Raw genomic sequence first — 26,164 nt, forward strand, 5'->3', positions numbered from 1 at the left:
CCCAGCCTACGGAGTATCGCTGGGTGTTCGGTCCCGCTGTCCGGCAACGTGCCGAGGCGCTATCATCGGTCCATGACGATGATGGAGACGGTGACGCGTGCGAGCTCGGTCCCGGGGCCCGGGGGCCCGGCCGGCGTGGAGCGAGAGGCCGCCGAGGTGGCGGCCGCCCTGTTCCGCTCGATGGGGGACCCCACCCGGGTGGTGATCCTGCAGCACCTCGCGCTGGGGGAGCACAACGTGCGCGAGCTGACCGAGCACCTGGGCCTGGCCCAGTCGACCGTGTCAGCCCACCTGGCCTGCCTGCGGGACTGCGGGATGGTGGACTCGCGCCCGGTGGGGCGGGCCTCGCTGTTCTCGGTGACGCACCCCGAGCAGGTCCTGGCGCTCCTGCGCTCCGCCGAGCAGCTCCTCGCGGTGGCCGGGGACGCCGTCGCCCTGTGCCCGTCGGGCCGGCCGGGGGGTGCCGCATGACGAGCCTGACCCTGACCCCCCGCGAGCACCTGACCCCCGGGCGCCGGGCCACGCTGGGACGGCGTGCACAGCTGCTGGCCCTGGCCTCGGTGGTCTACAACCTGCTCGAGGCCGTCGTGGCGCTCGTGGCCGGCACCCTCTCGGGGTCGGTGGCCCTGGTCGCCTTCGGGTTGGACTCCCTCATCGAGGTGAGTTCCGGGGTGATCGTGCTCTGGCAGTTCCGCGCCCCGGTGCCCGAGGAGCGCGAGCGCCTGGCCCTGCGGATGATGGCGGTCGGGTTCTTCGCGCTGGCCGCCTACGTCGGGGTGGAGTCGGTGCGCCACCTGCTCGGTGACGGCGAGGCCGGGACGTCCACCGTGGGCATCGTGCTGGCCGCCGTCTCGGTGGTGGTCATGCCCTTCCTGTCCTGGGCGCAGCGCCGCACCGGGCGGGAGCTGCACTCCGGCTCGGTGGTGGCCGACTCCACCCAGACCCTGCTGTGCACCTACCTCTCGGCGGTGCTGCTCGTGGGCCTGCTGATCAACCAGTTCCTCGGGTGGACCTGGGCCGACCCGGTGGCGGGCCTGGTCATCGCCGCCGTTGCCGCCCGGGAGGGTGTGGAGGCCTGGCGGGGCGAGAACTGCGGGTGCGACTCGGCCTGCTGAGCCACCCCGCCGTCCGCGCCCCGGCGAGCCTCAGATGACGCCCTGGGCCAGCATCGCCTCGCTGACCGTCACGAAGCCGCCGATGTTGGCGCCGGCCACCAGGTCGCCGGGCACGCCGTACTCCTCGGCGGTCCGGGAGCAGGTGGCGTGGATGTTCGCCATGATCTCGCGCAGCCGCTCGTCGGTGTGCTCGAAGGTCCACGAGTCGCGGGTGGCGTTCTGCTGCATCTCCAGGGCGCTGACGGCCACGCCACCGGCGTTGGAGGCCTTGCCGGGGGCGAACTGGACGCCGGCCTCGCGGAGCACCTCCACGGCACCCGGGGTGGCGGGCATGTTCGCGCCCTCGGCCACCACCACGCAGCCGTTGCCGGCCAACGCCCGGGCCGCGTCCGCATCGAGCTCGTTCTGGGTGGCACAGGGCAGGGCAACCTCGCAGGCGACGTCCCAGATGGACCCGTCGGCGATGTAGCTGCCGCCCTTCTCCTCGGCGTAGGTGGACATGCGCTCGCGGCGCTTCTCCTTGAGCTCGATGAGGTGGGGCACGTCCAGGCCGCCCTCGTCCACCACGTAGCCCTCGGAGTCGCTCATGGCCACCACGGTGCCGCCGAGCTCGGTGACCTTCTGTGCGGCGTAGAGCGCCACGTTGCCCGAGCCGGAGACCACCGTGCGCAGGCCGTCGAAGCTGCGGCCGGACTCGGCCAGCATCTGCTCGGTGAAGTAGACCGTGCCGTAGCCGGTGGCCTCGGTGCGGGCCCGCGCGCCGCCCCAGCCCAGGCCCTTGCCGGTGAGCACGCCGGCCTCGTAGCGGTTGGTGATCCGCTTGTACTGACCGAACAGGAAGCCGATCTCCCGGCTGCCGACGCCGATGTCGCCGGCCGGCACGTCGGTGTACTCGCCCAAGTGGCGGTGCAGCTCGGTCATGAACGACTGGCAAAAGCGCATGACCTCGCCCTCGGAGCGGCCCTTGGGGTCGAAGTCCGAGCCGCCCTTGCCGGCGCCGATCGGCATGCCGGTCAGGGCGTTCTTCAGGATCTGCTCGAAGCCCAGGAACTTCACGGTCCCCAGCAGCACGCTGGGGTGGAAGCGCAGGCCTCCCTTGTACGGGCCCAGGGCCGAGTTGAACTCCACCCGGAAGCCCCGGTTCACCTGCACCTCCCCGGCGTCGTCCACCCACGGCACCCGGAAGATCAGCTGGCGCTCCGGCTCGCACAGCCGCTCGATGATGCTGGCCTCGGCGAGCTCGGGACGCTTCTCCAGCACCAGCCCGAGGCTCGCCAGCACCTCGTCGGTGGCCTGGTGGAACTCGGTCTCCCCGGGGTTGCGGCGGTGGATGGTCTCGCGGATGTCCGCCAACCGGGGGTGCAGGCGGTGCTGGGAGCTGCTCATCGATCCTCCTGGGGCTCGGCGGCGTCGCGGTGACCTCGCTCGTGGGGCCCCACGGTAGCGGCGCTCCCGGTGGTGGCCCGCAGCCGGCCTCAGGCGCCGCGGGGTGCGTACATGATGACGGCGACGCCCACCAGGCACAGGGCCGCACCGGCGAGGTCCCACCGGTCCGGTCGGAAGCCGTCGAGCGCCATCGCCCAGGCCAGCGAGCCGGCCACGAGGACCCCGCCGTAGGCCGCGAGGATGCGGCCGAAGTTCGCATCCGGCTGCAGGGTGGCCACGAGCCCGTACAGCCCGAGGGCCACCATCCCGGCGCCGACCCACACCATCCCCCGGTGCTCGCGCACCCCCTGCCACACGAGCCAGGCGCCACCGATCTCCAGCAGGGCAGCGAGCACGAAGAGGGGCACCGAGCGCAGGACGTCCATGGGTGCAGTCTCTCCCGCGGGCGCCCATGAACGCCCGGCGGGCCGATGGGGGAGCGGACCCGTCAGACGATGGCCGGCTGCGGGTTGCCCGCATCGGCGATGCCGCGGCGCACGTCCAGGCGGGACAGGACCAACCCGCCGAGCACGAAGAACACCAGCAGGGCCAGGATCGCCGGGCGGTAGGAGCCTGTGAGCTGGAAGACCAGTCCGAAGGTGAGGGTGCCGAACCACGACGTGCCGCGCTCGCCGGCCTGGTAGAAGGCGAAGAACTCCGACTCGCGCCCCACCGGCACCAGCTGGCTGTAGAGCGAGCGCGCCAGCGCCTGCGTGCCACCCAGCACCAGGCCGATGAGGACCGCGCACCCGAGCCAGGTGAAGAACGCCCCGCGCGGGACGAAGTAGGCCAGGCTCACCACCACGACCCACAGGCCCACGCCCAGCAGGACGGCCTTCTTGGCGCCGGTGCGAGCCGCGAGGCGCCCGAACAGCAACGCCCCGCCAACGGCGACGAACTGCACGAGCAAGATGGTCATCATCAGCTGCCCGGTGTCGAACCCGAGAGCCTCGGACCCGTAGATGCTGGCCGAGGCGATGACGGTCTGGATGCCGTCGTTGAACAGCAGGTAGGCCACCAGGAAAGTCAGGGTCTGGGGGTAGTTCCGCAGCTCCTTGAAGGTGGACCACAGCTGCCGCAGCGAACCGGCCACCGGGCCGGCGCTGCGCTCCACTGGGACGGCCGTGGTGCCCACGACGCGGCGCAGCCCGATCACCGGCACGAGGGTGAACACCGCCCACCACAACCCGGCGGAGAACAGCGAGATGCGCACCGCGGTCTCCATGCCGATCCCCAGCGACTCGTGCAGCTGGATGAGCACGAGGTTCGCCGCCAGCAGCAGCCCGCCGCCGGCGTACCCCATCGCCCAGGCCCGCGAGGAGACCCGGTCCCGCTCGTCGGGGCCCGCCACGCGCACCAGCAGCGCGTCGTAGACCACGGTCGAGGCCCCCAGCGCCACGTTGCCGATGATGACCAGCAGCACCCCCAGCTGCCACGAGCTGCCGCTGAGGAAGACCATCGACATGGCCGCCAGCGAGCCCACCCAGGCCAGCAGGCCTAACAGTCGCACCGGCCGCGGCGTGCGGTCGGCGATCGCACCGACCACCAGCACCAGCAGGACAGAAACGATCGTGGCCACCGTGATCGTGTAGGAGGCCAGCGAGCCCGCGGCCACGGGCAGGCCCAGCACGTCGAGGGTGGCCGTGCAGGTCTCGTCGGTGGCCAGGTCCGGGCACGCGTCGGCGGTGGCCAGCTGGGTGAGGTATGGCCCGATCAGCACCGTGCCGGTGGTGGTCACGTAGGCCGAGTTGGCCCAGTCGTACCACCCCCACGCGCGCTGGTGGGCGCGGGTACGTTCGCGGCGGGGGTCGGCCGTCGGGGCGGTGGCGGTGGTCACCTCGGCAGCATGGCACGCGCGTCGGCCGGCCGTTTGCAGGACACCGACCCTGTGCCGCGGGCTGCCCCGGCGCCCCAGTTCCCACCGCGCCGCCCCGGCGGTCCGCCGCAGCGCCACCCTCGCCTTCTTCACCAACGGTGCGCTGCTGGGTAGCAGTCTGCTCCGCTACCCGCAGGCGAAGGAGGTCTGCGACCTCGGGCCGCAGGCCTTCGGGGTGGTCGTGGGGCGCCGTGGCCGTCACGCACCGTCCGGGCGGCCTGAGCGCCGACTCCCTCAGAACAGGCTGGTCTGCTGCGCCACCCCGGGCGAGTCAACCCGGCCCGGGGTGAGCTTGCGCCCCGTCAGGTCGCCCAGGTCGGCGACCCACCGGGCGGGGTCGTCGTTCACCGCCACCAGGGCGACGCTGCCCACCATCGCGATCACGTGCAGCCGGTGGTCACCGGCTGTCAGGTCGTGGGGGAGGGGCTCGTGGCCACCGAAGGGTGCGTCCTCGACCAAGGCGGCGTGCACGGCAGGCGGTTCCCAGGCCTCCGGCTCGAGCGCGGCGCCGCGGGCGGCCAGCACCTCGCGGGCGCGCGCCACCGCCTCGGCGTGGGCCTGCTCGAACCCGGCGACCGGGAGCGGACGGCACAACGCGGCGACCTTGGCCCGACGGCTGCGGGTCTGCGGCAACCCGGCCTCGGCGGTCACCGCGTCCTCCAGGGAGCGCACCGCGAACCCGTCGGCCGTGTGCGCCACGTAGCTGGCCCGCACGGCGCCCTGCTCGTCCAACCGGGCCCGCTTGCGCACCGCGCTGGCCGTGCCCACCTTGGAGCGGCCGTCGGCGAAGGTGGCGACGTACAGCCAGTGCGGCTGGCCCACGTAGGCCCGCAGCGCGGGCGGCACGTGCCCGCCCCGGTGCACGTGGTGGATGAACCGGAAGTCGTCCGTCGCGGCGCACCGGCCGCACTGGTGGCCGCTCTCGGCGAGGCGGCGGCTCGGGCAGGGCGCCAGGCGCACCGCATCGTCCCCGACGAACTCCGAGCGACCGATGCAGTGGCGGCCCGGTTCGGTGGTGAAGGCCAGCTCGGCACCGATGAGGGGGACGCACGCCGCATCATCGGCGATGTCGAGCAGCTGCAGGACGGGGCGCTCGCGGTCGGTCCAGGAGATCCCGCGCACGAGGTGGGTCTCGCCGTCGGCCCAGGAGGTACGCATCACGCGAGCGTAGGTGCGGACCCCGCGGGGGAGTCGTCGGCGCGCCCACCAGACAGCCGGTGGACCAGCAGGCCGACCACGAACCCGGCCACGGCCGGCACCACCCACCCGAACCCGGCCGAGTACCCTGGCAGCACCTGCCCCGCCAGGCCCCCGAGCCACTCGGCGCCCGGCAGGGTCACCGGGAGGGCCACGACGAAGTCGACCACCGCGGCCACGGCGACGAACCCGATGGTGAACCGGTGCACCACCGGCGGCCGGCCCAGCCACGGGGTGAGCAGGCCGAGGACGATGGTCACGATCGCCAGCGGGTACAGCAGCACCAGCACCGGCACCGACCACGCCACGATGGTGGCCAGACCGAGGTTGGAGAGCCCCCAGGAGACCAGGACGAAACCCACGGTCCACAGCCGGTAGGCCGTGGGGGTGCCGAAGAGCTCGGCGAACATCTCACCGCAGGCGACAACGAGGCCGATGGAGGTCTTCAGGCAGGCCAGCACCACGATGGCGCCGATGAGCCAGATGCCGAAGGACCCGAAGTAGTGCTCGCTGGACTCCGCCAGGACCGCGCCGCCGTTGTCGGCCCGGGGCACGGCGTCCACCGAGGTGGCGCCCAGGAAGGCCAGGGCGCCGTAGACGGCGGCCATCGCCAGCCCCGCGAGCACTCCGCCTTGGGCGGTGGCGACCGCCACCCGGGCCCGGTCGCGCACCCCGAACCGGCGCACGGCCTCGATGATGACGATGGCGAAGGCCAGACCCGCCAGGGCGTCCAGGGTGTTGTACCCGTCCAGGAAGCCGCCGCTGAGCGACTGGGTGGCCGAGCTGCCCGGGTCGGCCAGCGGGGAGCTGTTCATCGGCACGGCCACGGCCGCCACGAGCAGGACGGCGAGCAGGGCGAGGAAGGCCGGGGTCAGGTAGCGCCCCACCCAGTCGATGAGCCGCCCGGGCCGCAGGGCCGCCGCCAGCGTGAGGGCGAAGAAGGCCGTGGAGAACAGCACCAGGCCGAGCTGCTGGTGGCCAGCAGGGACCACCGGGGCCAGGCCGATCTCGTAGGAGACGGTCGCGGTCCGGGGGATGGCCAGCATCGGGCCGATCGCCAGGTAGAGCAGGACGGTGAAGCCCGCGGCGTAGAGGACCCCGACGGGGCGGGTCATCTCCTGGACGTTCCGGCTGCCCGACAGGGCGCTGGCGATGATGGCCAGCACCGGCAGCCCGACCGCGGTCACGAGGAAGCCGAGCGTGGCCCAGGGGGTCTGGCTGCCGGCGCCCCGGCCGAGCTCCACCGGGAAGATGAGGTTGCCGGCGCCGAACATGAGCCCGAAGACCATCGAGCCGATGATCACGACCTGGGAGGGACGCAGTGCTGAGCGGGTGTCCGTGCGCATGGCGGGAAAGCGTAAGGGGGGCAACCGAGTGCGGCTCAGGGGGGGGTGGCCCTGGGGCCGTTCGGTGCGGTGGTTGGACGGGGCGGGCCCCCTCAGCGGCCGAAGGCAGCCACCAGCCGGTCGATCGCGTCGTCGAGGATCGCCGGCGTGGTGCCGATGTTCATCCGCGCGTGCCCGGCGCCGCCTGCCCCGAAGGCCGGGCCGGCGCTGAGCACGACCCCGGCCCGCTCGGCGATCACGCCCGTCGGGTCGTCGCCCAGGTCGTACGCGCGCCAGTCAAGCCACAGCAGATAGGAGGCGCGCGGGTCGCTGACGCCCAGCTCCGGCAGCTCGGCGGCCAGGCGCTCCCGGGCGTGAGCGGCGTTGCGTGCCACCTGGTGCGTCACCGCATCGAGCCACGCGCCGCCCTCGCGGAAGGCGACCTCGGCGGCGAGCACCCCCAGGTGGCCCACGTTGCGGCCGTGGGGGTCGGGCAGGCCGGTGAGGTCGGGGCCGGCGGCGTCGGTGATGAGCAGGGAGGCCTTGAGGCCGGCGAGGTTGAACGCCTTGGACGCCGACGTGGTGCACACCCCGGTGCGGCGGGCCGCCTCGGAGACCGACAGGTACGGCGTGAACCGTGCCCCGGGGTGGGTCAACGGGGCGTGGATCTCGTCGGCGATGACCACTGCGCCGTGCCGGTCGGCGATCTCGGCCAAGGCGGCCAGCTCGTCGCGGGTGGGCACGGCACCGGTGGGGTTGTGCGGGTTGCTCAGCAGGACCACCCGGGTGCCCGCCTCGAGGGCGGCCTCGATGCCGAGCAGGTCCAGCCGAGCGGTCTCGGTGGCGGCCCGCAGCGGCACCTCCACGGGCGTCACCTCGGCCGCGGCGCACCACAGGTAGAACGCGTTGTAGACCGGCGTGGTCAGGACCACGGTGTTCGACGGGCCCGCCAGCAGGCGCAGCAGCGCGGTGCCCGAGGCACCCAGGTCGCTGAAGGTCTCGGTGCGGTCCACGGCGGGGCGCCACCCCCATCGGCGCTCGGAGAAGTCCGCGAAGGCCTCGGCGAGCGCAGCGTGGTCACCCGGGTAGCCGGTGTCGCCCCTGTCGATGGCCTCGTGCAGCACGCGTGCCACCGGCTCGGCGAGGCGCACGTCCATCTCCGCGACCCACATCGGCAGCCCGGCGTGGGGTGCGTGGGTCCACTTGGCGCTGCGGCGGCGCTGCAACTGCTCCAGCGGGAGGTCGAACGGGGCGGGGTCGAGCGGGGTGTCCATGGCTCCGACGCTACGCCTGCACGGAGGTCCCGCCGCGGGCTGGGGTGGGAGATGCCTCAGGCCGGGGTGTGGGCCACGTCGGTGCCTCCGGCGATGCCGAGCTCGACCGTGCCGTGGGTGCGCAACGCCTCGGTGGTGGCCGATGGGGTCCACCGCGCCCGGGTGAGCAGGACCGGGGCGCCCACCAGGGCGGCCGCCGGGCCAGCGGCCAGGGCGTCGGGGAAGTTCTCCCCGGTGGCCACCAGCGCACGGGGACTTCCGTCGGGCCAGACGTGCCGGGCCACGGCGGCAGCGGTGGCGTACCGGTTGGAGCCGGTGACACGCTGCAGCGTGGTCGGCCGCACCCGCTGGGCGATGGTGCTCGCGACGGCGGGGCCGACCACGTCCGGACCCCCCACCAGGGTGACGGTGGCCGGATTGCGGCGTGCCAGCGCCTCGAGCGTGGCCGGTGGCACGCGGTCGCGGCGAGTGAGCAGCAGCGGAGACCCGCAGTGGGCGGCGGCGGCCGCCGCGGCGGTGGCGTCGGGGAAGTCCTCGCCGCAGACCACGAACACCTCGTGCTGCGGGGTGGTCAGCAGGTCGGCCACGGCTGCGGCGGTGGCGTACCGGTCCGAGCCGCCCACGCGGGTGACGAGGGCGCCGGTGCGCAGGCGCACGAGGCTTTCCACGAATGCTGAGAGGGCGGTCGTGGAGCCGACCAGCACCACCGTCTGGGGGGCCAGCCGCACCAGTTCGTCGGCGACCGCGTCGAGCAGCTTGTGGGCACGGGTGAGCAGCAGTGGGGCGCCCATCGCGCCTGCGACCGCGCCGGCGGCCAGGGCGTCGGGAAAGTTCTCCCCGGTGGCCAGGAAGACGGTGGGGCTCGTGGTGAAGCTGGCCCGCGAGAGGGCCACGGCGGTGTCGTAGCGGGTGGCGCCGGCGAAGCGCTGGAGCAGGGGAGTGGGCATGGGCCGGTCCTTGTCGTGGGGTGGTCAGCAGCCGTGGCCGGCGGGGGCGGCGGACAGGAGGGAGGCGGCCGGGAGGCGGCGTCGGAGTGGCGGGGGCAGGACGGAGGATGCGCGGTGCCAGTAGGACACCGGGTCGGCCCGGTGGGAGTCGAAGTAGTTCCACGTGGACAGGTACCCGACACCCCATCGGCCGTGGGCGGGGTCGTGGTCGCGGAAGGGGGTCTGCTCCACGTCGCCGACGGGGCGGCTGGTCAGCTGCAGCGCCGGCGTGGGCATCGTGCCCAGGTACACGCGGGAGAAGAAGAAGCGCACGTCGTTCTCGCGGCCCAGGGTGCCCGCAGCCACCAGGCCGTCGACGGCCTCGCCGATGGCGCGGTGGTCGCGGTGCGCGTCGACGAACGAGTGGGCCCGTACCAGGGCAGTGGGGAAGCGGGCGGTCCAGTCCGCCACGATGCGGAGGGCCGCCTCGGGGGTGCCGGTGCCGTCGGCGTAGCGGTCGGGGGAGATGACGCGGCCCTGCAGCGGCACGCCCAGGCGGGCGGTGGACTCGAGGAACTCGTGGTCGCGGGCGGTCACGAAGTCCTCGACGCTGGGCACGAAGCCCAGCTGGCGGGCGAGGCGGCCGGTGCGGGCCCCCGAGGCACTGCCGTCCGAGCAGTTGACCACCACCACCTGGTGACCGGCCTCCACGTCGGCGCGCACCTGGCTGCCCATCTGCAGCAGCTCGTCGTCCTGGTGGGCGGCGAAGAACAGGGCCACCCGGCTGGTGCCCCAGGTGGGCAGGGCCGGGGCGGGTGGCGGGGTGCTGGTGCCCAGGGCCGTGCGCGGGGCCGCGGCCGCCGGGACGGCGGTGGCCGCGAGGGCGGCGGACGAGGCGGCCCCCAGCAGGAGCGTTCGGCGGGTGGGGGAGGAGGACACTGCGGCACCACTCTCGGCAGGGGGTGGGGAACCCGCAGCATCCCCAGCGCGCCTGTCGATGGCCTGTCGTTGCGCTGTCGCCTGATCAGTCCGCCGGACGCCGCCGTTGGGCCTTCAGCTGGCCACGCTGCTTCTTGGCCTCCAACCGGCGGCGTTGCGAGCCGCGGGTCGGGCGCGTGGCGCGTCGCGGGCGTGGGGGAGTCACCGCATCGCGCAACAGGGTGGCCAGGCGCTCCCGGGCCGCGGTGCGGTTGCGGCGCTGGGAGCGGTGCTCGGCGGCATCGATGGTGAGGACGCCGTCGACCAGGCGGTGGGCCAATGCGGCCAGCGCGCGGGCGCGTTGGCCGGGGTCGAGGGCCGTGGTGATGGTGAGGTTCAGGCTGAGCTGGACGCGTGAGTCGGTGGTGTTGACGCCCTGTCCGCCGGAGCCGGAGGCGCGGGAGAATCGCTCGACCAGCTCGGAGGCGGGGACGACCAGGCCGCCCGGCGCGCCGGGGCCGGGGGCGATGCGCAGGTCGTCGGTGGGGGGCACGTGTCCAGTGTGCGGGTCAGTGACGCTGGGCCGCGAGGTGGTCCCGCTCGGCCCGGCGCTGGGGTTGCAGCCACGCGGGGTAGAGCGGCAGCGGCAGCACGTAGCGGTGGGCCAGTGGGACGGTCACCGCGATGCCGAGCAGCACCTCGCCGATGACGACGGTGCCCGCCAGCGGGCCGAAGACCGCCTCGCGCAGGCTCTGGTGCGCCAGCACGAGCAGCCCGGCCACCATGTGCAGCTGGGCGCCGTAGGGGAGGAGCGCCAGCGCGATGGCCTCGGAGGCGCTGCTGTAGGAGTTCGCGTGCTCGATGGGGATGCGGCGCACCCACCAGCGCGCCGCCCGGGAACGGCCCCGGCGGGACCAGACGGCGAGCACCGCGAACAGCAGCGCCAGTCCGAGGCACGCCAGGGCGCTGACGAGGGGTTCGAGGTGCATGGGATCAGTCCGCGGGGCGACGCAGCCAGAGGGGGAGCGCGCCCCACATCAACAGGGCGAGGACTGCCACGGTGCCGCCCGCGACACCGGCGGCAGTGGTGCCGAGGACGATGGCGAAGATCAGGGCGAACATCGCGGCCACCGAGAGGCCCAGGGTCACCAGCCCCACGCGGACCAGCGTGTGACTGACGGCGATGAGGCGGCCCTTGAGCTGGCGGTGGAACAGGCCCCTGTGGACCGCCACGGGTGTGATCAGCAGCAGCACCGTCAGCACAGAGAGGCCCGTGGCGGTGAGGAACAGGCCCGTCTGGGGACCGGTGAGCTCGGTGAAGCGGGCCTGGAAGGGGAGTGTGAGCAGGAAGCCGGCGAGGACCTGTGTGCCCGTCTGCAGGACCCGGACCTCCTGGAGGATCTCCGCGAGGTTGCGGTCCTCCTGCTGGGCGGGGGCCTCGTCGCGGAGGGCGCGCGAGGCGGCGGGGTCGGCGGCGGTCACGGGGTCAGTATGGCGGTCCGGGCGTGGGGGAAACTCGATTGCCCGGCTCATCACAAACGAGGGTGTAGTTGGGGTCTGAAGCCGCCTGCCTCGAGTAGGCAGCGGGCGATGTAGTTGGTGAGGTTGCGGAACCCGAGGGCGGAGCCGCGGAGGTGTTCGAGGCGTCCGTTGATGGCCTCTGTGGGTCCATTCGAGGAGCCGGGACGGTCGAAGTAGGCCAGCACGTCCTCGGCTCTCTTCTTCAGGGTCCGGCCGAGGGTGATCAGCTCGGTCAACGCGGCGGGGACACCGGAACTGACCGACTCGATGACGGCCTGCATCAGCTCGCGGCCCTTGCTCCGGTCGGGTTGTCGGTAGGCGGTGATCATCCGCTGGTAGATGCCCCAGGTGGCTTCGACCTCGACGTGCTCCTCGACCTTGAACAGAGCCGCCAGCCGGTCGGTCTGTTTGTCGGTGAGTAGCTCGGACCCGGTGTGCAGGGTGCGCCGGGCGGCGTAGAGCGGGTCGCCGGTGCGACCGCGGTGCCCGTGGAGGTCTTGCTGGACCCGGCGCCGGCAGGAGTCCAGGGCGTCGCCGGCCAAGCGCACCACGTGGAAGGGATCCATCACGGCGACGGCGTCAGGCAGCTCCTCGGCGGTGGCGGTCTTGAACCCGGTGAACCCGTCCATTGCGACGATCTCCACCGTTGCGCGCCACGAGGGATCCCGCTGCGCGAGCCAGGTCTTGAACGCCTGCTTGGAGCGGCCCTCGACCATGTCCAGCAGCCGGGCCGGGCCGGTCCCGTCACGGATGCCGGTCAGGTCGATGATCACGGTGACGTACTTGTCCCCGCGCCGGGTGTGCCGCCAGACGTGCTCATCGACGCCCACCGCGGTGACGCCATCGAACCGGGCCAAGTCGTCGATCAGGACGCGCTTGCCCTCGGCCAGGACCGCGTCGTTGGCAGTGTTCCAGGCAACACCGAGCCCGTCGGCGACCCGCGCAACCGTCAGGTGCTGGCACACGATGGCCTCCAGCGCCCACCGCAGCCCTCGTCGCGAGAGCTTCGCCCGCGGCTGGGCCGCCAGACTGGTGTCCTGGCGCCACACGTGCCCGCACCCGGTGCACCGGTAGCGCCGGACCGTCACCTCCAACGTGGTCGGGCGCCAACCGAGCGGCTCGTGGGCCAACTCGCGCGTGACGGCGTCGCGCGGACTGCCTTCGCAGCCGCACCGGCGACACCACCGGTCGGGCTCGAGTACCCGACACGCCAGGATCGCACGGTCGGGCGCGAGTCGTTGGCCGGTGACCTCCAGACCGAGCTCATCGAGGCCGCAGAACGTGGTCAAGTCCGGGCGGGCGAAGGTAGCGTCAGGCACGTCGAGGTCTTCCAGATGGGCAGTGTGAGAACTTCCATCTTCGGGAGACCTCGACGCCTACCCAGCGACCGACGCGCCGCCGGCCCCTACACCCTCATCTGTGATGAGCCCGATTGCCCCCGCGGCTCGCCATCCAGAGACTGGCGGCATGGACACCACTCTGCACACCGTCGACGCGTCGGGTCTGGACGAGGCCCTGGAGGCCCTGGCCTCCTTCCAGGTCGAGGGCGGGCCGGTGCACCTGCACCCGGGGGACCTGGGGTGGGCGCTGCGGCACGGTGCGGACCTCATCGCGGACGAGCTGCGGGTGTGGCGGCGCGATGGGGTGATCGTCGCCCTGTCGTGGGTGGACGTGGACGACCTGCTGCCGCGGATGGCGGTCTCGCCCGAGGTGGACGGCGACCGTGAGGTGGCAGAGCAGCTGGTGGCCGACCTGACCGACCCTGCCCACGGCGTGCTGCCGGAGGGCGGGGACACGGTGGAGGCGCGCTCGGGCACGGGGTTCCGGGCGCTGCTGGCCGAGCGCGGGTGGGAGGCCGATGAGGCGTGGACGCCCCTGCACCGGTCGTTGGCCGAGCCGGTGGAGGACTGTGGGCTGCGGATCGAGGTGCTCGACGCGGGTGAGCCCGACGAGCAGGTGCTGCGCGACCGCATCGCGGTGCAGCGGGCGGCGTTCGACAACTCGACCTTCGACGAGGAGCAGTGGCGCACGATGGCGGCGAGCCCGGCGTACCGGCGCGGTCGGTGCCTGGTGGGCTACGACGCGCAGGACAACGCGGTGGCCACCGCGACGGTGTGGTCGGCCGGCGAGGGGCGGCCCGGCCTCATCGAGCCGTTGGGTGCGCACGCGGACTTCCGGGGCAAGGGGTACGGGCGGGCGATCACGGTGGCCTGTGCGGCGGAGCTGCGCGAGATGGGCGCCTCGAGCGTGACGGTGTGCACCCCATCGGACAACGTGGGTGGCGTGCGGGCGTACGTGTCGGCGGGGTTCACGGCGCTGGGGGAGTCGACCGACTTCCGGCGGCCTGTGGGGTGAGTGGGAGGGTCTGGCCAGATGCGCCGATCTGGCCAGTCTTGGTGCATGGGCGAGGTCATCAGCAGTTGGGCGCAGGATCAGCCACGGGTCGTGATCGGCTCGAGGCCTGCCCGAGGTCTGGAAGGTTCGGCGACTTGCCGCGGGGTGAGTGTTAGTCGCGGGTGCGCAAGGCGTCGAAAGTGATGAGAGCGGTCATGCACAAGCCGGCCAGCACGGCTGCAGCTGCGCCGGCGGGGGAGCCGAGGGTGAAGTCGGCGACGATCCCGGCCGCGCCGATCACCGCGAGGACGGTTCCGAGACGAAGGAAGAACGGCGCGCGGAAGGCGTGGCTGAAGGGGAGGAAGTGGAGCCCGACGGCCATGGCGACGAGGGACGGCACAGCGGTGGCCTGGTCCATGGCGTTGAGCAGCCGGGAGCCCAGCGCGATGAGCAGGACCATGCCCAGGCAGGCAAAGCCGTAGATGGCTCCGGCACGGGGTGCGGGGGTCTCCAGGGTTTCCCCATCGGGGCGACGTCGGATCCACACCGCCCAGACGGCGGCACAAGCGAGCAGGACCCAAGCCACGAGGGCGGTGATCGACCACGCGGACGGCAGTGGGGACCGGTTGACCAGAACGAACACGGCACCGCCGATGAGTCCGATGGTGCAGCCGATGCGGTAGATCACCCAAGGATGTGGCATGAGCGGAACCTACCGGTGGTGGTCGGACGGCTTTTCACGCGCCCCTGAGTGCTGTGGGGACGGTGGGTGGGGAGCGGTGCGTAGGCACCGATGACTGTAATGACATAATGTCGATTATCGGCGTGAGGTGAGTGGGCCAGAGTCTGGGGCGTCCGGACTTGCCGGACACCCTGCCGACGTGGTGGTCAACGCCTTCCGATGCGGTGCACGAACCGTCCTTGCCCCGCGGCCAGGACGTGGGCGTGCATCAGCGGCAACCACCAGCACTCCCACCGTTGAGGCTCTCCGCCGCCGTCAGGGTCCAGTTCGCCAGCCAGCCACCTCTGCGACACGTCCTGCTGGGTGGTCAGGTGGACGTACCGCCGATGTTGCATCTCGTCCCGTGTCGGGGCGATGTCGTACAGATCGCGGCCGACCACGCCCACCATGGACAGGTCGGCCAGGCCGGTTTCCTCCTGGACCTCGCGCAGGGCGGCCTCTCGCGCAGTCTCCCCTCGCTCCATCGTGCCGGCGGGGACCTGCACGCCGGCCTCGGTGAGAGGCACGTCGAGGTGCGTCACCACCAGGAGGTGGTCACCGGTTGTGACATAACAAACGACCTTGTCGGTCCTTCTCGGTGGTCGGCGCACGTCACGATTTTCCATGATCCGTATGCCCCGCCGTGAAGATGCACGTGGTCTGCGGGCTTGATGTCACGACCGTCTTGATGCGAATGGCCTCGGACGACCCGCACGGCACACGGAACTCAGGCCGTGGTCACAGGCGCCTCAGCATCGTGATCGAGTTGCCGGACTCCCCCACCTCGACGAACCCGCGTGAGCGGTAGAGCCGCAGGGCGTGGTTGTCGACCTCGACGCTCAGACTCACCGCTGGGACTTCCGCGTCGCGGGCGGCAGTGAGCAACCCGTCCAGCAGCCGCCCACCCACACCGCGGCCACGCCAGGTGGGCGCCACGCCCATCGAGAGCTCTGGCGTCGCAGTATCCACGAAGCCGTAGCCCGGGTCGTCCGCGCCGAACTGGCGCACCCACGCCGCGCCGACGGGGGCTCCGCCCGACTCCGCCAGCACGCCCAGATCACCGGCCCGGGGCCACCCGTCCACGTAGTGCGCCAGTCGCGGGTCGGCTCCGATGTCCTCGAGGCTGCCCGGCGGACCGCCGGCGCGCCAGAACGCGGCGTGCACCAGCATCTGGCGCAGGAACGCCTCATCGGCCGCGGTGACGGGCCGCAGCGTGACCGGCATCGTCACTCCCCCAGCGCATTCGCCACTCGCCGCGCGAGGGCCGGCAGGTCAGCATCGGTGCCCTGTAGCGGCTCGTAGGGCTCGACCAGCGAATCCTTGGCGGGGTCGTCGTAGCGCGGGATCACGTGCAGGTGGAAGTGGAACACTGACTGCCACCCGGCCTTGCCGCAGCAGTTCAGGAGGGTCACCCCATCGGCATCGAGGCCGTCCACCACCGCGCGGGCCATGCGCTGTGCGACCAGCGTGGTGGCCACCAGGTCGTCGGCCGGGATGTCGAGCACGTCCGCGCTGTGACGCTTCGGGATCACCAGCAGGTGGCCCTCGGTGCCGGGGTTGATGTCCATGAAGGTCATCGTCGCCTCGTCCTGCGCCACGATGGCGCTGGGCTCCGTCCCGGCCACGATGGCGCAAAAGATGCAGTCGTCGCGGATCTCTGGGCTGTCAGGCATGTGCCGACACTAGCGATGTCACAGCGGGACGCCGGGCGCTTCAGTCGCTGCCGGGCGCGGGCAGGTTGCCGTCGCCGTAGGTGGCCTGCACCTCCGAGACGACGATGCGGTAGCCGTCGTACCAGCGGTGAACCTGCTCCTTGGCCTCCAGGTGCTGCGGGAACCGGCCCAGCGCGGCCACCGACTCGCGGTCGGTGAAGTAGTAGATCGCGTTCACCACGTCACCCTCGGGCGAGAGCCACCTCTCCACGTGGACGAAGCCGGGCAGGCTGCGGGCGTACTCCCCGATCTGGCCGTCGAGGCGGTTGAAGTCGTCGTCGAACGCGCCGGGCTTGAAGATGAACTGGCAGCAGATCATGGCTGGCCTCCGGGTCGAGTGCGGCAAGGGGCATCGCCTGCCACCAGCCAACCACTCCCTCGTCCCGCGTCACATCCCGCCCAGCAGCGCACACACTTCACCCACCGCAGTCGGCGGCCCGGCCACCGACCACGTGTACCCGCCCGCCGTCACCTGCCGGGCCACTCCCCCGGCGCCCTCCACCAGTGCGCTGCCCGGCATCCAGTCCCAGTCCGGCACGCTGTGGTGCACCCACAGGTCCAGCCGCCCGTCCACCACCGCGGCCAGGTCCATGGACCCCGAGCCGTTCATCCGCAGCACCTTGGCGGCGGTCGCCACGCGCGTGAACGGCTCGCGCACCTCCGGCACGCCCCACCAGGTGGTGTGGAGGTAGGTCGCCACCGCGCACTCCCCCAGCGGCTTGTCCACCAGCTGCGCCACGCGCACCCCATCGCGTGTGGTGGGCAGGTCGCGCCCGCCCACCCAGGTGTGGTCGTCGTGCGGGTGGTGCACCGCACCCAGGGCGAGCTCTCCCCCATCGGTCAGGGCGAGCGCCGAACACCACCAGGTGAGCCCCTGGACGAAGTTGAACGTGCCGTCCACCGGGTCGATCACCCAGGTGCGCCCCGACGTCCCCTCGCGTGCGGCGCCCTCCTCCCCCACGATGCCGTCCGCGGGCCGCTCGCTGCCCAGTCGCCCGACGACGAGCTCCTCTGCCGCCAGGTCGGCGGCGGTCACCACGTCGCTGGCGGAGGTCTTGTGGCGGGTGTCCACCCCCTCGGCGCGCATCCGCTGGGCGAGCTGGCCGGCCTCGCGGACCAGCGATGCGGCGAGCGCGGCGTCATCGGTGAGGGTCGGGTCAGTGGGGTGGCCGGGCATGGGGCGAGGGTCTCAGACGCCGCCCGCGGCGGCCATGTCGACGCACAGCACGCCGCGGTTGCCGTCGGGGTCGGCGATGACGGTCAGCCCCGGCTCGCTGTCGTCCACGACTGTGCCCCCGGCCGCGACGGCGGCGTCGATCCGCTCCTGGGCCACCTCGGCAGCCACGTAGACCTCGAGGTGGAAACGCTGGGCGGGCGCGTCGGAGTCGGTGCCCCTGCCCTCATCGAGCCCGTCGAACCACAGGTTCGGGGTGCGGCGGGTGGCGTCGCGGATCTCCTCGCCGGGCGTCCCCCGGCCCTGCGATGCGGCATCGCCCGTCAGCAACGCCGCCCACACCGGCGCAACCCGCTCGGGGTTCGCCGTCTCCAGCCCGAGCTCGAAGTCCACTGCCGCCGTGGGGTCGGCCACCAGGCCCTGCTCGGCGGCCACCCCGGAGATCCGGCGGGCGAGGTCCACGTCCCGCTCGGTCACCCACTCCACGACGTGCTCGGTGCTGTCGTCCTCCCGGTAGATCGCGTCGCTGGAGGTGAGGCGCAGGTCGACGTGCGCCTCCCCCATCGAGACGGTCGGGTGGTGGCCCACCTCGTTGCTGACCGCTGCGACGGCGGTGATGAAGCGCGCGCCAGCGGCGAAGTCGGGCACCACGTAGCGGGTGTGGAGCCCCTGGGCCAGCTTGCGCCAGTCGGTGAGCCCCGCCTCGGCGATGGCGGCGCCGCGCATCATGTCCATGGTCGTGCCTCTCGGGTGGCGTCCCGGAGGGCGCGTGGGTGGGGCGAGGCGGACCCCCGCTCTGCGCCCAGTCTTGCGGAACGGGCCCGGACGTCAACCCCTGCCAGCCGGTGGGCGCCCCGAGCGGCGGTGCGCCCCGGTGATCAGTCCTGGGCGACGCCCACCTGCCAGCTCACGCCGAACCGGTCGGCCACCCAGCCGAAGGGCCCGAACCCGTAGTCGTCATAGGGCATGAAGACCTGCCCGTCCCGGCCCAGGGCCTCCAGGCGCTGCTGCACCTCCTCCGCATCGGCGCACTCGAGCCACAGCGACTGGGCGGGAGAGAAGGTCCACTCGTGGTGCACCGGGCTGTCGCTGCACCGCATCCGCTGCCCGGCGGCCGTGAACTCGGCGGTCATGACGGTGCCCTCGGCCTTGGCGCCCCCGGGACCGTCTGCGCCCCAGAGGGTCTGGCTGAGCACCTCCCCGCCGAGCAGTTCGGTGTAAAAGGCCATCGCCTCGGCCGCGCGCTGGCCACGGCTGGGCTGGAAGGTCAGGAAGGGAATGATGTGCACGAGGGTCTCCTGTCGCGGGGGTGGGTCTCAGCGTCTCAGAACCCGGCACCGCGGTGGGTGCAAAACTGCTGTCCCTCGCGCGCGGCATCGCCCACCATGGGCGCATGACCCTCCATGCCGATGAGGTGCCCGTCTCCCCCGCCGACGCGCGCCGCCTCATCGACTCCCAGACGCCGCAGTGGCGCGAGCTGCCCCTCACCCCGGCCGGGCACGGCACCGACAACGTGATGATGCGGCTCGGCGACGACCTGCTGCTGCGCCTGCCGCGGCGGCCGTCCACCGCGCAGGATGTGGCCAAGGAGCAGCGTTGGCTGGGGCATCTCGCGCCGCACCTGCCCGTGGCCGTGCCAGAACCGGTGTTCTGGGGCCAGCCGGACGAGGGCTACCCGTTCGAGTGGTCGGTGCTGCGGTGGATCGAGGGCGAGCACCCCGGGCCTGGCACGGTCGGCGACTGGGAACGTTTCGGGGTGGACCTGGCGGTGTTCGTGCGGGCGCTGCACCGCATCGAGCTGGCCGGGGCAACGCCTGAGGGGGCGCTGGAGTGGTACCGAGGGCGGCGGCTGTCCGACTTCCGCGCCGAGGGTCAGGAGGCCATCGACGAGCTGCGCTCCTTCGCGCGCCGGGTGGACCTGGGGCTCGACCTCGACGCGCTGCAGCGTCTGTGGGACCGCGCGGCGGGCACCCCCTCCCCCGTCCTGGATGCGGTGTGGCTGCACGGTGACCTGCGCGCGGACAACCTGCTGGTGCGCGATGGGGTGCTGGTGGGCGTCATCGACTTCGGGTGCCTCAGCATCGGCGACCCGACGGCCGAGCACGCGGCGCTGTGGGAGTTCCCGCGGGCGGCCCGGGAGGCCTACCGCCGCGAGCTGGGCCTGGACGACGACACCTGGGCCCGGGCCACGGCGTGGAAGGTCGTGGTGAACCTCAGCGGCATCCCGTACTACTGGGAGAGCTGGCCCGAGTTTGCGCAGGGCTGTCTGGAGACCGTGCAGGAGCTGCTGGCCGAGGTGGGTGCCGGGTGAGCGTCAGCCCTCGTCCCACGGTGCGCTGAGCCGGAGGTGGGAGGTCGTTTTGCCACTACGTCGACAAGGAGTGGCGAAGTGACCGCTGAGCGGTCGTTTCACCACTGTGTGCTGCCGCCGGGCCGCCCGCCGTTCGCTCAGCGCACGGTCCTGTCGCAGGTCCGCAGCATCCGCCGTGCCGGCGGGCGGAACTCATTTGTGGACGCCCTCCCCACGCCGGGAGCATGTCCGGATGTCCTCCACTCCGTTCAGCAACAAGCCGACCCTCACCGGTGACCTCGTCACGCTGCGCCCCATCCATGCCGAGGACGCGGACGCCATCGACGCGATCATCCGCTCCGATGGGGAGGTCGCCCGCCTCACGGGGTCGGTGCACTCCAGCACCGAGGAACCTGCCGGCCTGCCGCTGGCGAACCTGCGTGAGATCTACGCGCAGTGGGCCGAGGCGGACGACCGTCTGGTGCTGGCCGTCATCGACAACTCAACGAGCGACATGGTGGGCGAGATGGTCCTCAACGAGTGGGACGAGGGCAATGCGTCGTGCAGCTTCCGGTGCCTCATCGGCGCTGCCGGGCGGGGTCGTGGACTGGGCACCGAGGCGACGCGGATGGTGGTGGAGCACGGCCTGGGAGCGATGGGGCTGCACCGCATCAGCCTCGAGGTCTATGACTTCAACCCGCGTGCGCGGCACGTGTACGAGAAGGTCGGCTTCGTCCACGAGGGCACCGGCCGGGAGGCGCTGCGCTTCGATGGCGAATGGGTGGACGTGCACTACATGGCCGTCCTGGCCGGCTGAGCGGGGCTTGCCCAGCAGGCGCCCGCGGAGGGTGGTCGTTTTGCTTCAACGTCTCGTTGGTGTGGAGAAATGACCGCTGAGCGGTCGTTGTGCTTCAACGTCGCCACGGAGTGGAGAAGTGACCGCTGAGCGGGCTTTCGCCACTGCTTACCGCCGCCCTGCCCGGCCACGCAGCCCGACCGCCCGCGCCGCCGCGGCATCCTCCATGGGCTCGACCCTACGCGCGGGCGGGGCGCCCCCTCATCGATGAGGAAGCGCCCCGCCCGAGGGAGAACACTCAGCGCGTGCTGACGGCCCCCTTCGAGGCGGGCGTGGAGCCCGCCGCGCAGGCGGCGGCACCCGCCGGCACCGCGATCGCGTTGAACGCGTCCTCGGTGGCCTTGCACTCGGCGGAGTCCGCGCCGAACAGCTCGATGGCCGACTCGATGGCGCCCTCACGCGCCGCCGGGTAGTCCGAGGTGCTGGTCAGCTTGGTGGACAGCGTGCGGTACCAGACCTTCTCCATGGCCTCCCGGCTGCTTCCGGTCACGGTCGACCCGTCACAGGTGGGCGAGTCGTAGGCCACACCGTTGATCTCCTTGGCGCCCGAGCCCTCCGAGGCCAGGTAGAACCAGTGGTTCAGCGGGCCGGAGGAGTAGTGCGGGTCCATGCCGTTCACGTCGGTCGACCAGCAGTCCACGGACTTGCCGTCCCTGCTCGGCTTGTCCATGTAGCGCAGCGGCTTGCCGTCACCGCGGATGTCGATCTTCTCGCCGATGAGGTAGTCACCGGCGTCCTCGCCGTTCTCCACGTGGAACTCCACCGCGGCGCCGAAGATGTCGGAGGTCGCCTCGTTCAGACCACCCGGGTCGCCCTGGTACACGAGGTTGGCCGTGTTCTCGGTGATGCCGTGGGTCATCTCGTGGGCGGCCACGTCGAGCGCCACGAGCGGGTTGGAGCCCGACCCGTCGCCGTAGGTCATCTGCTCGCCGTCCCAGAAGGCGTTGCCGTAGTTGGTGCCGTAGTGCACGCGGCTGCGGGCGCCGCGGCCGTCGTCCCAGATGCCCCGGCGCTCGTGCACGGACTCGAAGTACTTGTAGGTGTTCTCGGCGCCGAAGTGAGCGTCCACGGCGGCCGTGGCCCGGTCGCTGGTGGTGCCGTCACCCCAGGCGTTGTCCTCGTCGGTGAAGACCTCGCCGTTGCCGTAGGTGGAGTGGTTGAGGTCCGTGGTCACGTTGCCCACCTCGTCCTCCAGCGTGAACGCGCCCGTGGACCCGGAGGTCGTCAGCGGCACGTTGCCCACGTAGTGGCTCTCCCCCGTGCCGGCGGCGTGGACGATCTCGTCCCACGACGCGAGCAGGGCGCCGTTCTCCGCATCGACATACGACTTCACGCGCGAGGGGGTCTGGTCGGCCTTGATCCCGGTGGTCACCACCTCGTAGGCCAGGCGGGGCTCGTCCCCACCGGCGTAGATGACGAGCTCGCCCTCGGGGGCGTCCTGAGTGGCCGCCGCGGAGGCCATCTTGCCGCGCGAGAGGGCCGCCGCCTTCGACAGCGTGGGGGTCGTGGAGGCCACGGCCACCTCGCCCGACGCGTTCTTGCGCGTCTCGGCCACCCTGCCGTCGGGGGTCACCGCCACCACCATGTCGCCGCCCACCACGCGCAGCCCGTCGAAGGTGCGGTCGTAGCGGATGTGCTCGGTGCCATCAGGGCGGTGGTGGTGAGGGTGGCACTGGCAATGGCCAGCAGGGTGCGTCGGCGCGGGAAGTGGGCCATGGGGGCTCCTGGGTCAGGGGACCGCACACATCCGGTGCGGCCCACGGGTGGGGGTGGGCACCCTGACCGTGGCCCGAGTGCCTCTGCTCACCGTTGGCCGATGCGGGGCCCCTGCCAAGGGCTCTGGCCGAATGCAGAACCACTCCGGAGCAGATCTTGACCTGCGCCAAGGTGCTTCACGAGCCGGACGGGTGCACCGTGAGCCGCGGCCATGCGGCCAGGTCTGCCAGCAGCTGCCGGTCGTGGGTGGCCACCACCACGGCCACGGGCGTCTCGTGCAGCGCCCCGGTCAACTCGTCCACCAGCGCCGCCGAGAGGTGGTTGGTCGGCTCGTCCAGCAGCAGGAGGTCTGGCTCCTCGGCCAGGCACAGCGCCAGGTGCAGGCGCCGCTGCTGCCCCTGGGACAGCCGACTCACCGGTGTACGAAGGGCGGCGGGGTCCAGCAACCCGGTCGATGACGGGGACGTGCCGCGCGTGCCGCGCCCGCCCTGCCGAGCGAGCTCCTCGACGTGCCGCTCCACCACCTGGTGCGCGGTGAGGTGCTCCGGCCAGTCCGGGACCTCCTGGGAGAGCAGGGCGATCCGTGCCGCCGGGTGGCGGTGGACCTGCCCGGTGGTGGGCTCCAGGTCGCCGGCGAGCATCCGCAGCAGGGTGGACTTTCCCGCCCCGTTCGGGCCCACGACCACCAACTGGTCACCGCCGGTGATGTCCACGTCGGTCGGGGCCAGTCGGCCGTCCACGCCGGCGGAGTCAGCGCTGACGACCGCCCGGCCGGCCACCGTGGACCACGCGGGGAAGCTGAACCGCATCGGCGGCGTCGGCACGTCGATGACGTGTGCCTCCAGCTCCTCCTGCCGCCGGTTGAACGCCTGCACCACTCCCCCAGCCCGCGTCGCGCGCTGGTGCTTGCCGGTGCCCTTGTCCGGCCGCCAGCCCGTGCGCAGCCGGCTGCGTGCCTCCTCTGCGGCCTGGGCCAACTGGGCACGCTCGGCCACCTGCTCGGCGTGCTCCTGCTCCCAGCGGGCACGGTCGGCGGCCCGGCCCTGCACCCACGCGTCGTAGCCACCGGCGTACTGGCGGGGACGGCCGTCCCGGCTGGGGTCGAGGTCCAGGAAGGTGGTGGCCACGTCCCGCAGCAGCGCCCGGTCGTGGCTGACGATGGCCACCCCGCCGCGGTGCTCACGCAGCCGCTCGGTGAGGAAGGCGAGGCTCGCCGCATCGAGGTGGTTGGTCGGCTCGTCGAGCAGCAGCAGGTCTGCGGCGCCACCCAGCGCGCACGCCAGCCGCACCCGGTAGCGCTGCCCCACCGAGAGCGTGGCCAGCGGGCGCTCGCGGTCGGTGCACGCGTCCAGTCCGGCCAGGGCCACGTCCACTCGTCGCTCGGCGTCCCACGCGTCGAGGGTCGTGGCCGTATCGAGTGCGGCGGCGTAGGCGTCGTCGGCGCCCGGGGTGCCCTCGGTGAGGGCGACGGTGGCGGCGTCCAGTCGGGTCAGGGCGTCCTGTGAGTCGGCGATGGCGTCACGCACCAGGTCGCCGACGGTCTGGCCCGCGCGGCTCCCCAGGGCCTGCTCCACGAAGGTGACGGTGCCCACCCGGGCGACGCTCCCCGCATCGGGCACGAGGGTGCCTGCGAGCACGTGCAGGAGGGTGGTCTTGCCGCGGCCGTTTTCGCCGACGATCGCCAGGCGGGAGCCCGCGGTGACGGTGGCGTCGACCTCCCGCAGGACAGGGCGTTCACCCAGGGTGACGTGGATGCCCTGGGCTCGGACGTGGGCGCCGGCTCCCGCAGGGACGGCACTGCGCGGGGTGGTGGTGGGGGTGGGTTCGGGATGGGTGTTCGTCATGGTGATCTCTCAGCTCGTCTGGGGAGCCGGGCAGCACGAAGAGGCCGTCCGGCGGGGTGGGCCGGGGCGGCGTGCGGAGATCAGGACGTGGACTCCGCCGCCGTCAGCGACGGGTCCAGAGCTTCATCGAGGCGATACCCATGGGCGGCACCGTAGGTGACGGGTGACGGTGGGATCCAATGGTTTTCCCAGGCGGGCGTCGGCCCGTGATCACCCACCTGAGGTGGCTGTCGGCGGCACCAGCGTCACCCAGCGCTCGGTGACGTCGTAGCCGACGGCCCGGTTCATCGCCAGGCTCCCCGCGTTCACCTGCGCGCCGCCCGTGCCGAAGCGCCGGTGGCCAGCGCGCACCCCCGCCGCGACGGATGCCGCCTTGACCGCCACGGCCAGCCTCCGCCGCCGGTGTGCCGGGTGGACGGCCGTGAACTCGGTCTCCACCAGCGTCCCCGTGTCGTGGGCCGCCGTCATCGCCACCAGCTCCTCCGATGCGGTGCGCACGCCGTGCACGACGCCGCGCTCGGTCAGCGCCCGCGCGCCTGCCGCGTCCACGGCATCGTGGAAGACCGCGGCTCCGATGGGGTAGTCCGCGTGCGTCGCCCGGTCCAGCGCGGCGATGTCGGCGGCATCGTCCGCGGTGAGGACGCAGAGGCGGTACCCCTGGGGCAGCGCCGCGGCCAGCGCGTCCAGCCGGGGCAGGTCCTGCTCCCCAGCCTCCAGCCGCGCGCCCCAGGACTCCCCGGCGACCACCCACCCCTCGGCCAGCAGACGGGTTGTCTCAGGGTCCTCCTGGCGCAGGATGCGAGTGCGGCTCATGCCCCGAGACAACCGGACGGGCTCGCCGGCGGCAAGCGGGTTTCAGGCGGAAGCGTCCACCACCCGGCAGATCGCCAGCCCGTCCCACCCCTTGCTGCCGACGGTCTGGAAGGCAGTCGCCTCCAGTCGGGGGTCCGCCGCGATCATCTCCAGCACCTGCCGACTGCCCATGACCGCTGGATCCTGCGACCCCGCATCGGCCACCCGACCGCCCCGCACCACGTTGTCCACCACGACGACGGCGCCCGGCCACGTCAGCTGCAGCGCCGCCTGGAGGTAGGTGGGGTTGCTGGGCTTGTCGGCGTCGATGAGCACCAGGTCGAAGGGGCCGACGCCCTCATCGACGAGCCGCTCCAGGGTGTCCGCCGCACGGCCGGTGAGCACCTCGACCCGGTCGCCCACGCCGGCGGCAGCGAGATTGGCCCGCGCCACCCGGGCGTGCTCCGGGTCGATCTCGAGGGTCACCACCCGTCCGTCCTCCCCCACCGCGCGGGCGAGGTGGATGGCGGTGTACCCGGCCAGGGTGCCCACCTCCAGCACCCGCCGGGCGCCGATGAGGCGGCACAGCAGTGCGACCAGGGCCGCTTGGTTGGGCGCCATGGCGATGTCGGGCAAGCCGGCCGATGCGGCGCGCTCGGCCGCCGCCGTCAGCGCCTCGTCGTCAGGCGTGAGGGTCCGCACCAGGTAGGCGTCCACCGCCTCGGCATCCGGCCACGGCGGCATCCCCACCTCAGACCCCCGCGAACTGACGCACCTCGACCGGCGCGCGGCAGGCAGCCGATCCGGCGGCAGCGAACTGCAGCGCCTTCTCCCGGTCGTCCACCTCGATGACCCAGAACCCGCCCACGCGCTCGCCGGGAAGGTAGGGACCCTCGGTGCGGGTGGCCTCGCCGCCCGTGGCGTCGACGACGGTGGCGGTCTCCCCCGGCATCAGGCCGCCCACGTGCAGCAGCACACCCGCATCCACGAGCGTCTGGTTGAAGGCGCCGGTGTCGGCCATGGCCTGCTCCATCTCCTTCTGGTCGGCGTAGGCGCCGAACGAGTCGGCGGCGGTGACCGCGTTGTGGACGGTGAGCATGAACTGCATGGCAACTCCCGGGGGTGAGGGGGGCTCGGTGCGCCTCAGC

The 26,164-nt window shown here is 72.6% G+C and carries 30 protein-coding genes and 1 pseudogene; 5 read left to right on the forward strand and 26 right to left on the reverse strand.

From position 1 onward, the window contains the following. The first annotated feature begins 72 nt into the window (after positions 1-72). Both ACEY2A_RS03310 and ACEY2A_RS03315 read left to right on the forward strand, forming a co-directional pair. Positions 73-471: an ArsR/SmtB family transcription factor gene (locus ACEY2A_RS03310; protein ID WP_374929456.1), complete on the forward strand. Its 399-nt coding sequence runs from the start codon at positions 73-75 to the stop codon at positions 469-471. Next, positions 468-1,115 carry a cation diffusion facilitator family transporter gene (locus ACEY2A_RS03315; RefSeq protein WP_374929457.1) on the forward strand — a complete coding sequence of 216 codons (648 nt, stop codon included), beginning with the start codon at positions 468-470 and terminating at the stop codon, positions 1,113-1,115. The genes ACEY2A_RS03310 and ACEY2A_RS03315 overlap by 4 nt, the downstream gene beginning before the upstream one ends. Positions 1,116-1,145: 30 nt before the next feature. On the opposite strand, the gene gdhA is transcribed toward ACEY2A_RS03315, so the two are convergent. The 12 genes from gdhA to ACEY2A_RS03375 form a co-directional block, all read right to left on the reverse strand. Then, a complete protein-coding gene (gene gdhA / locus ACEY2A_RS03320; protein WP_374929458.1) occupies positions 1,146-2,501 on the reverse strand; it encodes an NADP-specific glutamate dehydrogenase in 1,356 nt (451 codons plus the stop codon). Positions 2,502-2,590: 89 nt separating this feature from the next. Next, entirely contained in the window at positions 2,591-2,926 is a 336-nt protein-coding gene (locus ACEY2A_RS03325; protein ID WP_374929459.1) for a YnfA family protein, read from the reverse strand. A 62-nt stretch (positions 2,927-2,988) separates the two neighbouring features. Next, the gene (locus ACEY2A_RS03330; RefSeq protein WP_374929460.1) at positions 2,989-4,377 is read right to left on the reverse strand and encodes an MFS transporter; all 1,389 of its coding nucleotides are present in this window, start codon (positions 4,375-4,377) and stop codon (positions 2,989-2,991) included. A gap of 273 nt (positions 4,378-4,650) precedes the next feature. Further along, on the reverse strand, positions 4,651-5,574 hold the full coding sequence (locus ACEY2A_RS03335) for a DUF2797 domain-containing protein (RefSeq protein ID WP_374929461.1): 924 nt from the start codon (positions 5,572-5,574) through the stop codon (positions 4,651-4,653). Continuing rightward, the gene (gene brnQ / locus ACEY2A_RS03340) at positions 5,574-6,959 is read right to left on the reverse strand and encodes a branched-chain amino acid transport system II carrier protein (RefSeq protein ID WP_374929462.1); all 1,386 of its coding nucleotides are present in this window, start codon (positions 6,957-6,959) and stop codon (positions 5,574-5,576) included. The genes ACEY2A_RS03335 and brnQ overlap by 1 nt, the downstream gene beginning before the upstream one ends. Positions 6,960-7,051: 92 nt before the next feature. Then, complete coding sequence (locus tag ACEY2A_RS03345) at positions 7,052-8,212, reverse strand: MalY/PatB family protein (protein ID WP_374929463.1); 1,161 nt, start codon at positions 8,210-8,212, stop codon at positions 7,052-7,054. A gap of 56 nt (positions 8,213-8,268) precedes the next feature. Beyond that, positions 8,269-9,159 carry a cell wall-binding repeat-containing protein gene (locus ACEY2A_RS03350; RefSeq protein WP_374929464.1) on the reverse strand — a complete coding sequence of 297 codons (891 nt, stop codon included), beginning with the start codon at positions 9,157-9,159 and terminating at the stop codon, positions 8,269-8,271. A gap of 24 nt (positions 9,160-9,183) precedes the next feature. Further along, positions 9,184-10,077, reverse strand: coding sequence for a PIG-L deacetylase family protein (locus ACEY2A_RS03355; protein WP_374929465.1), 894 nt, complete (start codon positions 10,075-10,077; stop codon positions 9,184-9,186). Between the two features lie 85 nt (positions 10,078-10,162). Further along, positions 10,163-10,609, reverse strand: a complete 447-nt coding sequence (gene arfB, locus ACEY2A_RS03360) for an alternative ribosome rescue aminoacyl-tRNA hydrolase ArfB (protein WP_374929466.1) — start codon at positions 10,607-10,609, stop codon at positions 10,163-10,165. Between the two features lie 16 nt (positions 10,610-10,625). Continuing rightward, the gene (locus tag ACEY2A_RS03365; RefSeq protein ID WP_374929467.1) at positions 10,626-11,045 is read right to left on the reverse strand and encodes a hypothetical protein; all 420 of its coding nucleotides are present in this window, start codon (positions 11,043-11,045) and stop codon (positions 10,626-10,628) included. 4 nt (positions 11,046-11,049) lie between these two features. After that, positions 11,050-11,538, reverse strand: a complete 489-nt coding sequence (locus ACEY2A_RS03370; protein ID WP_374929468.1) for a DUF6328 family protein — start codon at positions 11,536-11,538, stop codon at positions 11,050-11,052. A 50-nt stretch (positions 11,539-11,588) separates the two neighbouring features. Continuing rightward, positions 11,589-12,896, reverse strand: coding sequence for an ISL3 family transposase (locus tag ACEY2A_RS03375; protein WP_374929349.1), 1,308 nt, complete (start codon positions 12,894-12,896; stop codon positions 11,589-11,591). Between the two features lie 148 nt (positions 12,897-13,044). Here ACEY2A_RS03375 and ACEY2A_RS03380 point away from each other — a divergent pair, with 148 nt between their 5' ends. Then, on the forward strand, positions 13,045-13,932 hold the full coding sequence (locus ACEY2A_RS03380; RefSeq protein WP_374929469.1) for a GNAT family N-acetyltransferase: 888 nt from the start codon (positions 13,045-13,047) through the stop codon (positions 13,930-13,932). A 151-nt stretch (positions 13,933-14,083) separates the two neighbouring features. On the opposite strand, the gene ACEY2A_RS03385 is transcribed toward ACEY2A_RS03380, so the two are convergent. The 8 genes from ACEY2A_RS03385 to ACEY2A_RS03420 all read right to left on the reverse strand — a co-directional run bounded on the left by ACEY2A_RS03385 (position 14,084) and on the right by ACEY2A_RS03420 (position 18,807). Further along, positions 14,084-14,599, reverse strand: coding sequence for a hypothetical protein (locus tag ACEY2A_RS03385; RefSeq protein WP_374929470.1), 516 nt, complete (start codon positions 14,597-14,599; stop codon positions 14,084-14,086). 200 nt (positions 14,600-14,799) lie between these two features. After that, positions 14,800-15,258 (reverse strand): NUDIX domain-containing protein, encoded by a 459-nt coding sequence (locus ACEY2A_RS03390; RefSeq protein WP_374929471.1) that lies wholly within the window; start codon positions 15,256-15,258, stop codon positions 14,800-14,802. A gap of 112 nt (positions 15,259-15,370) precedes the next feature. Further along, on the reverse strand, positions 15,371-15,856 hold the full coding sequence (locus tag ACEY2A_RS03395) for a GNAT family N-acetyltransferase (RefSeq protein ID WP_374929472.1): 486 nt from the start codon (positions 15,854-15,856) through the stop codon (positions 15,371-15,373). Between the two features lie 2 nt (positions 15,857-15,858). After that, positions 15,859-16,305: an HIT family protein gene (locus ACEY2A_RS03400; protein WP_374929473.1), complete on the reverse strand. Its 447-nt coding sequence runs from the start codon at positions 16,303-16,305 to the stop codon at positions 15,859-15,861. A gap of 40 nt (positions 16,306-16,345) precedes the next feature. Beyond that, complete coding sequence (locus ACEY2A_RS03405; protein ID WP_374929474.1) at positions 16,346-16,663, reverse strand: hypothetical protein; 318 nt, start codon at positions 16,661-16,663, stop codon at positions 16,346-16,348. A 69-nt stretch (positions 16,664-16,732) separates the two neighbouring features. Then, the gene (locus tag ACEY2A_RS03410) at positions 16,733-17,521 is read right to left on the reverse strand and encodes an inositol monophosphatase family protein (RefSeq protein WP_374929475.1); all 789 of its coding nucleotides are present in this window, start codon (positions 17,519-17,521) and stop codon (positions 16,733-16,735) included. 12 nt (positions 17,522-17,533) lie between these two features. Further along, positions 17,534-18,253, reverse strand: a complete 720-nt coding sequence (locus ACEY2A_RS03415) for a VOC family protein (protein WP_374929476.1) — start codon at positions 18,251-18,253, stop codon at positions 17,534-17,536. Between the two features lie 143 nt (positions 18,254-18,396). Beyond that, complete coding sequence (locus ACEY2A_RS03420; protein ID WP_374929477.1) at positions 18,397-18,807, reverse strand: VOC family protein; 411 nt, start codon at positions 18,805-18,807, stop codon at positions 18,397-18,399. A gap of 104 nt (positions 18,808-18,911) precedes the next feature. Between ACEY2A_RS03420 and ACEY2A_RS03425 the strand changes: the two genes are divergently transcribed. Next, positions 18,912-19,829, forward strand: a complete 918-nt coding sequence (locus ACEY2A_RS03425) for an aminoglycoside phosphotransferase family protein (protein ID WP_374929478.1) — start codon at positions 18,912-18,914, stop codon at positions 19,827-19,829. Positions 19,830-20,061: 232 nt separating this feature from the next. After that, positions 20,062-20,625, forward strand: a complete 564-nt coding sequence (locus tag ACEY2A_RS03430) for a GNAT family N-acetyltransferase (RefSeq protein ID WP_374929479.1) — start codon at positions 20,062-20,064, stop codon at positions 20,623-20,625. A 277-nt stretch (positions 20,626-20,902) separates the two neighbouring features. On the opposite strand, the gene ACEY2A_RS03435 is transcribed toward ACEY2A_RS03430, so the two are convergent. The 6 genes and pseudogenes from ACEY2A_RS03435 to ACEY2A_RS03460 all read right to left on the reverse strand — a co-directional run bounded on the left by ACEY2A_RS03435 (position 20,903) and on the right by ACEY2A_RS03460 (position 26,124). Next, positions 20,903-22,249 (reverse strand): M4 family metallopeptidase, encoded by a 1,347-nt coding sequence (locus ACEY2A_RS03435; protein ID WP_374929963.1) that lies wholly within the window; start codon positions 22,247-22,249, stop codon positions 20,903-20,905. After that, positions 22,229-22,300: pseudogene (locus tag ACEY2A_RS03440) on the reverse strand (hypothetical protein); the annotation flags it as partial. The pseudogene ACEY2A_RS03440 and the gene ACEY2A_RS03435, both read right to left, overlap by 21 nt. Positions 22,301-22,556: 256 nt before the next feature. Then, on the reverse strand, positions 22,557-24,224 hold the full coding sequence (locus ACEY2A_RS03445; protein ID WP_374929480.1) for an ABC-F family ATP-binding cassette domain-containing protein: 1,668 nt from the start codon (positions 24,222-24,224) through the stop codon (positions 22,557-22,559). 210 nt (positions 24,225-24,434) lie between these two features. Next, complete coding sequence (locus ACEY2A_RS03450; protein WP_374929481.1) at positions 24,435-25,037, reverse strand: acetyltransferase; 603 nt, start codon at positions 25,035-25,037, stop codon at positions 24,435-24,437. 42 nt (positions 25,038-25,079) lie between these two features. Beyond that, positions 25,080-25,760 carry an O-methyltransferase gene (locus ACEY2A_RS03455; RefSeq protein ID WP_374929482.1) on the reverse strand — a complete coding sequence of 227 codons (681 nt, stop codon included), beginning with the start codon at positions 25,758-25,760 and terminating at the stop codon, positions 25,080-25,082. A gap of 7 nt (positions 25,761-25,767) precedes the next feature. Beyond that, a complete protein-coding gene (locus ACEY2A_RS03460) occupies positions 25,768-26,124 on the reverse strand; it encodes a YciI family protein (protein WP_374929483.1) in 357 nt (118 codons plus the stop codon). Positions 26,125-26,164: the final 40 nt, after the last annotated feature.

Source organism: Kytococcus sedentarius, from assembly GCF_041937525.1.
Lineage (GTDB): Bacteria > Actinomycetota > Actinomycetes > Actinomycetales > Dermatophilaceae > Kytococcus > Kytococcus sedentarius_A.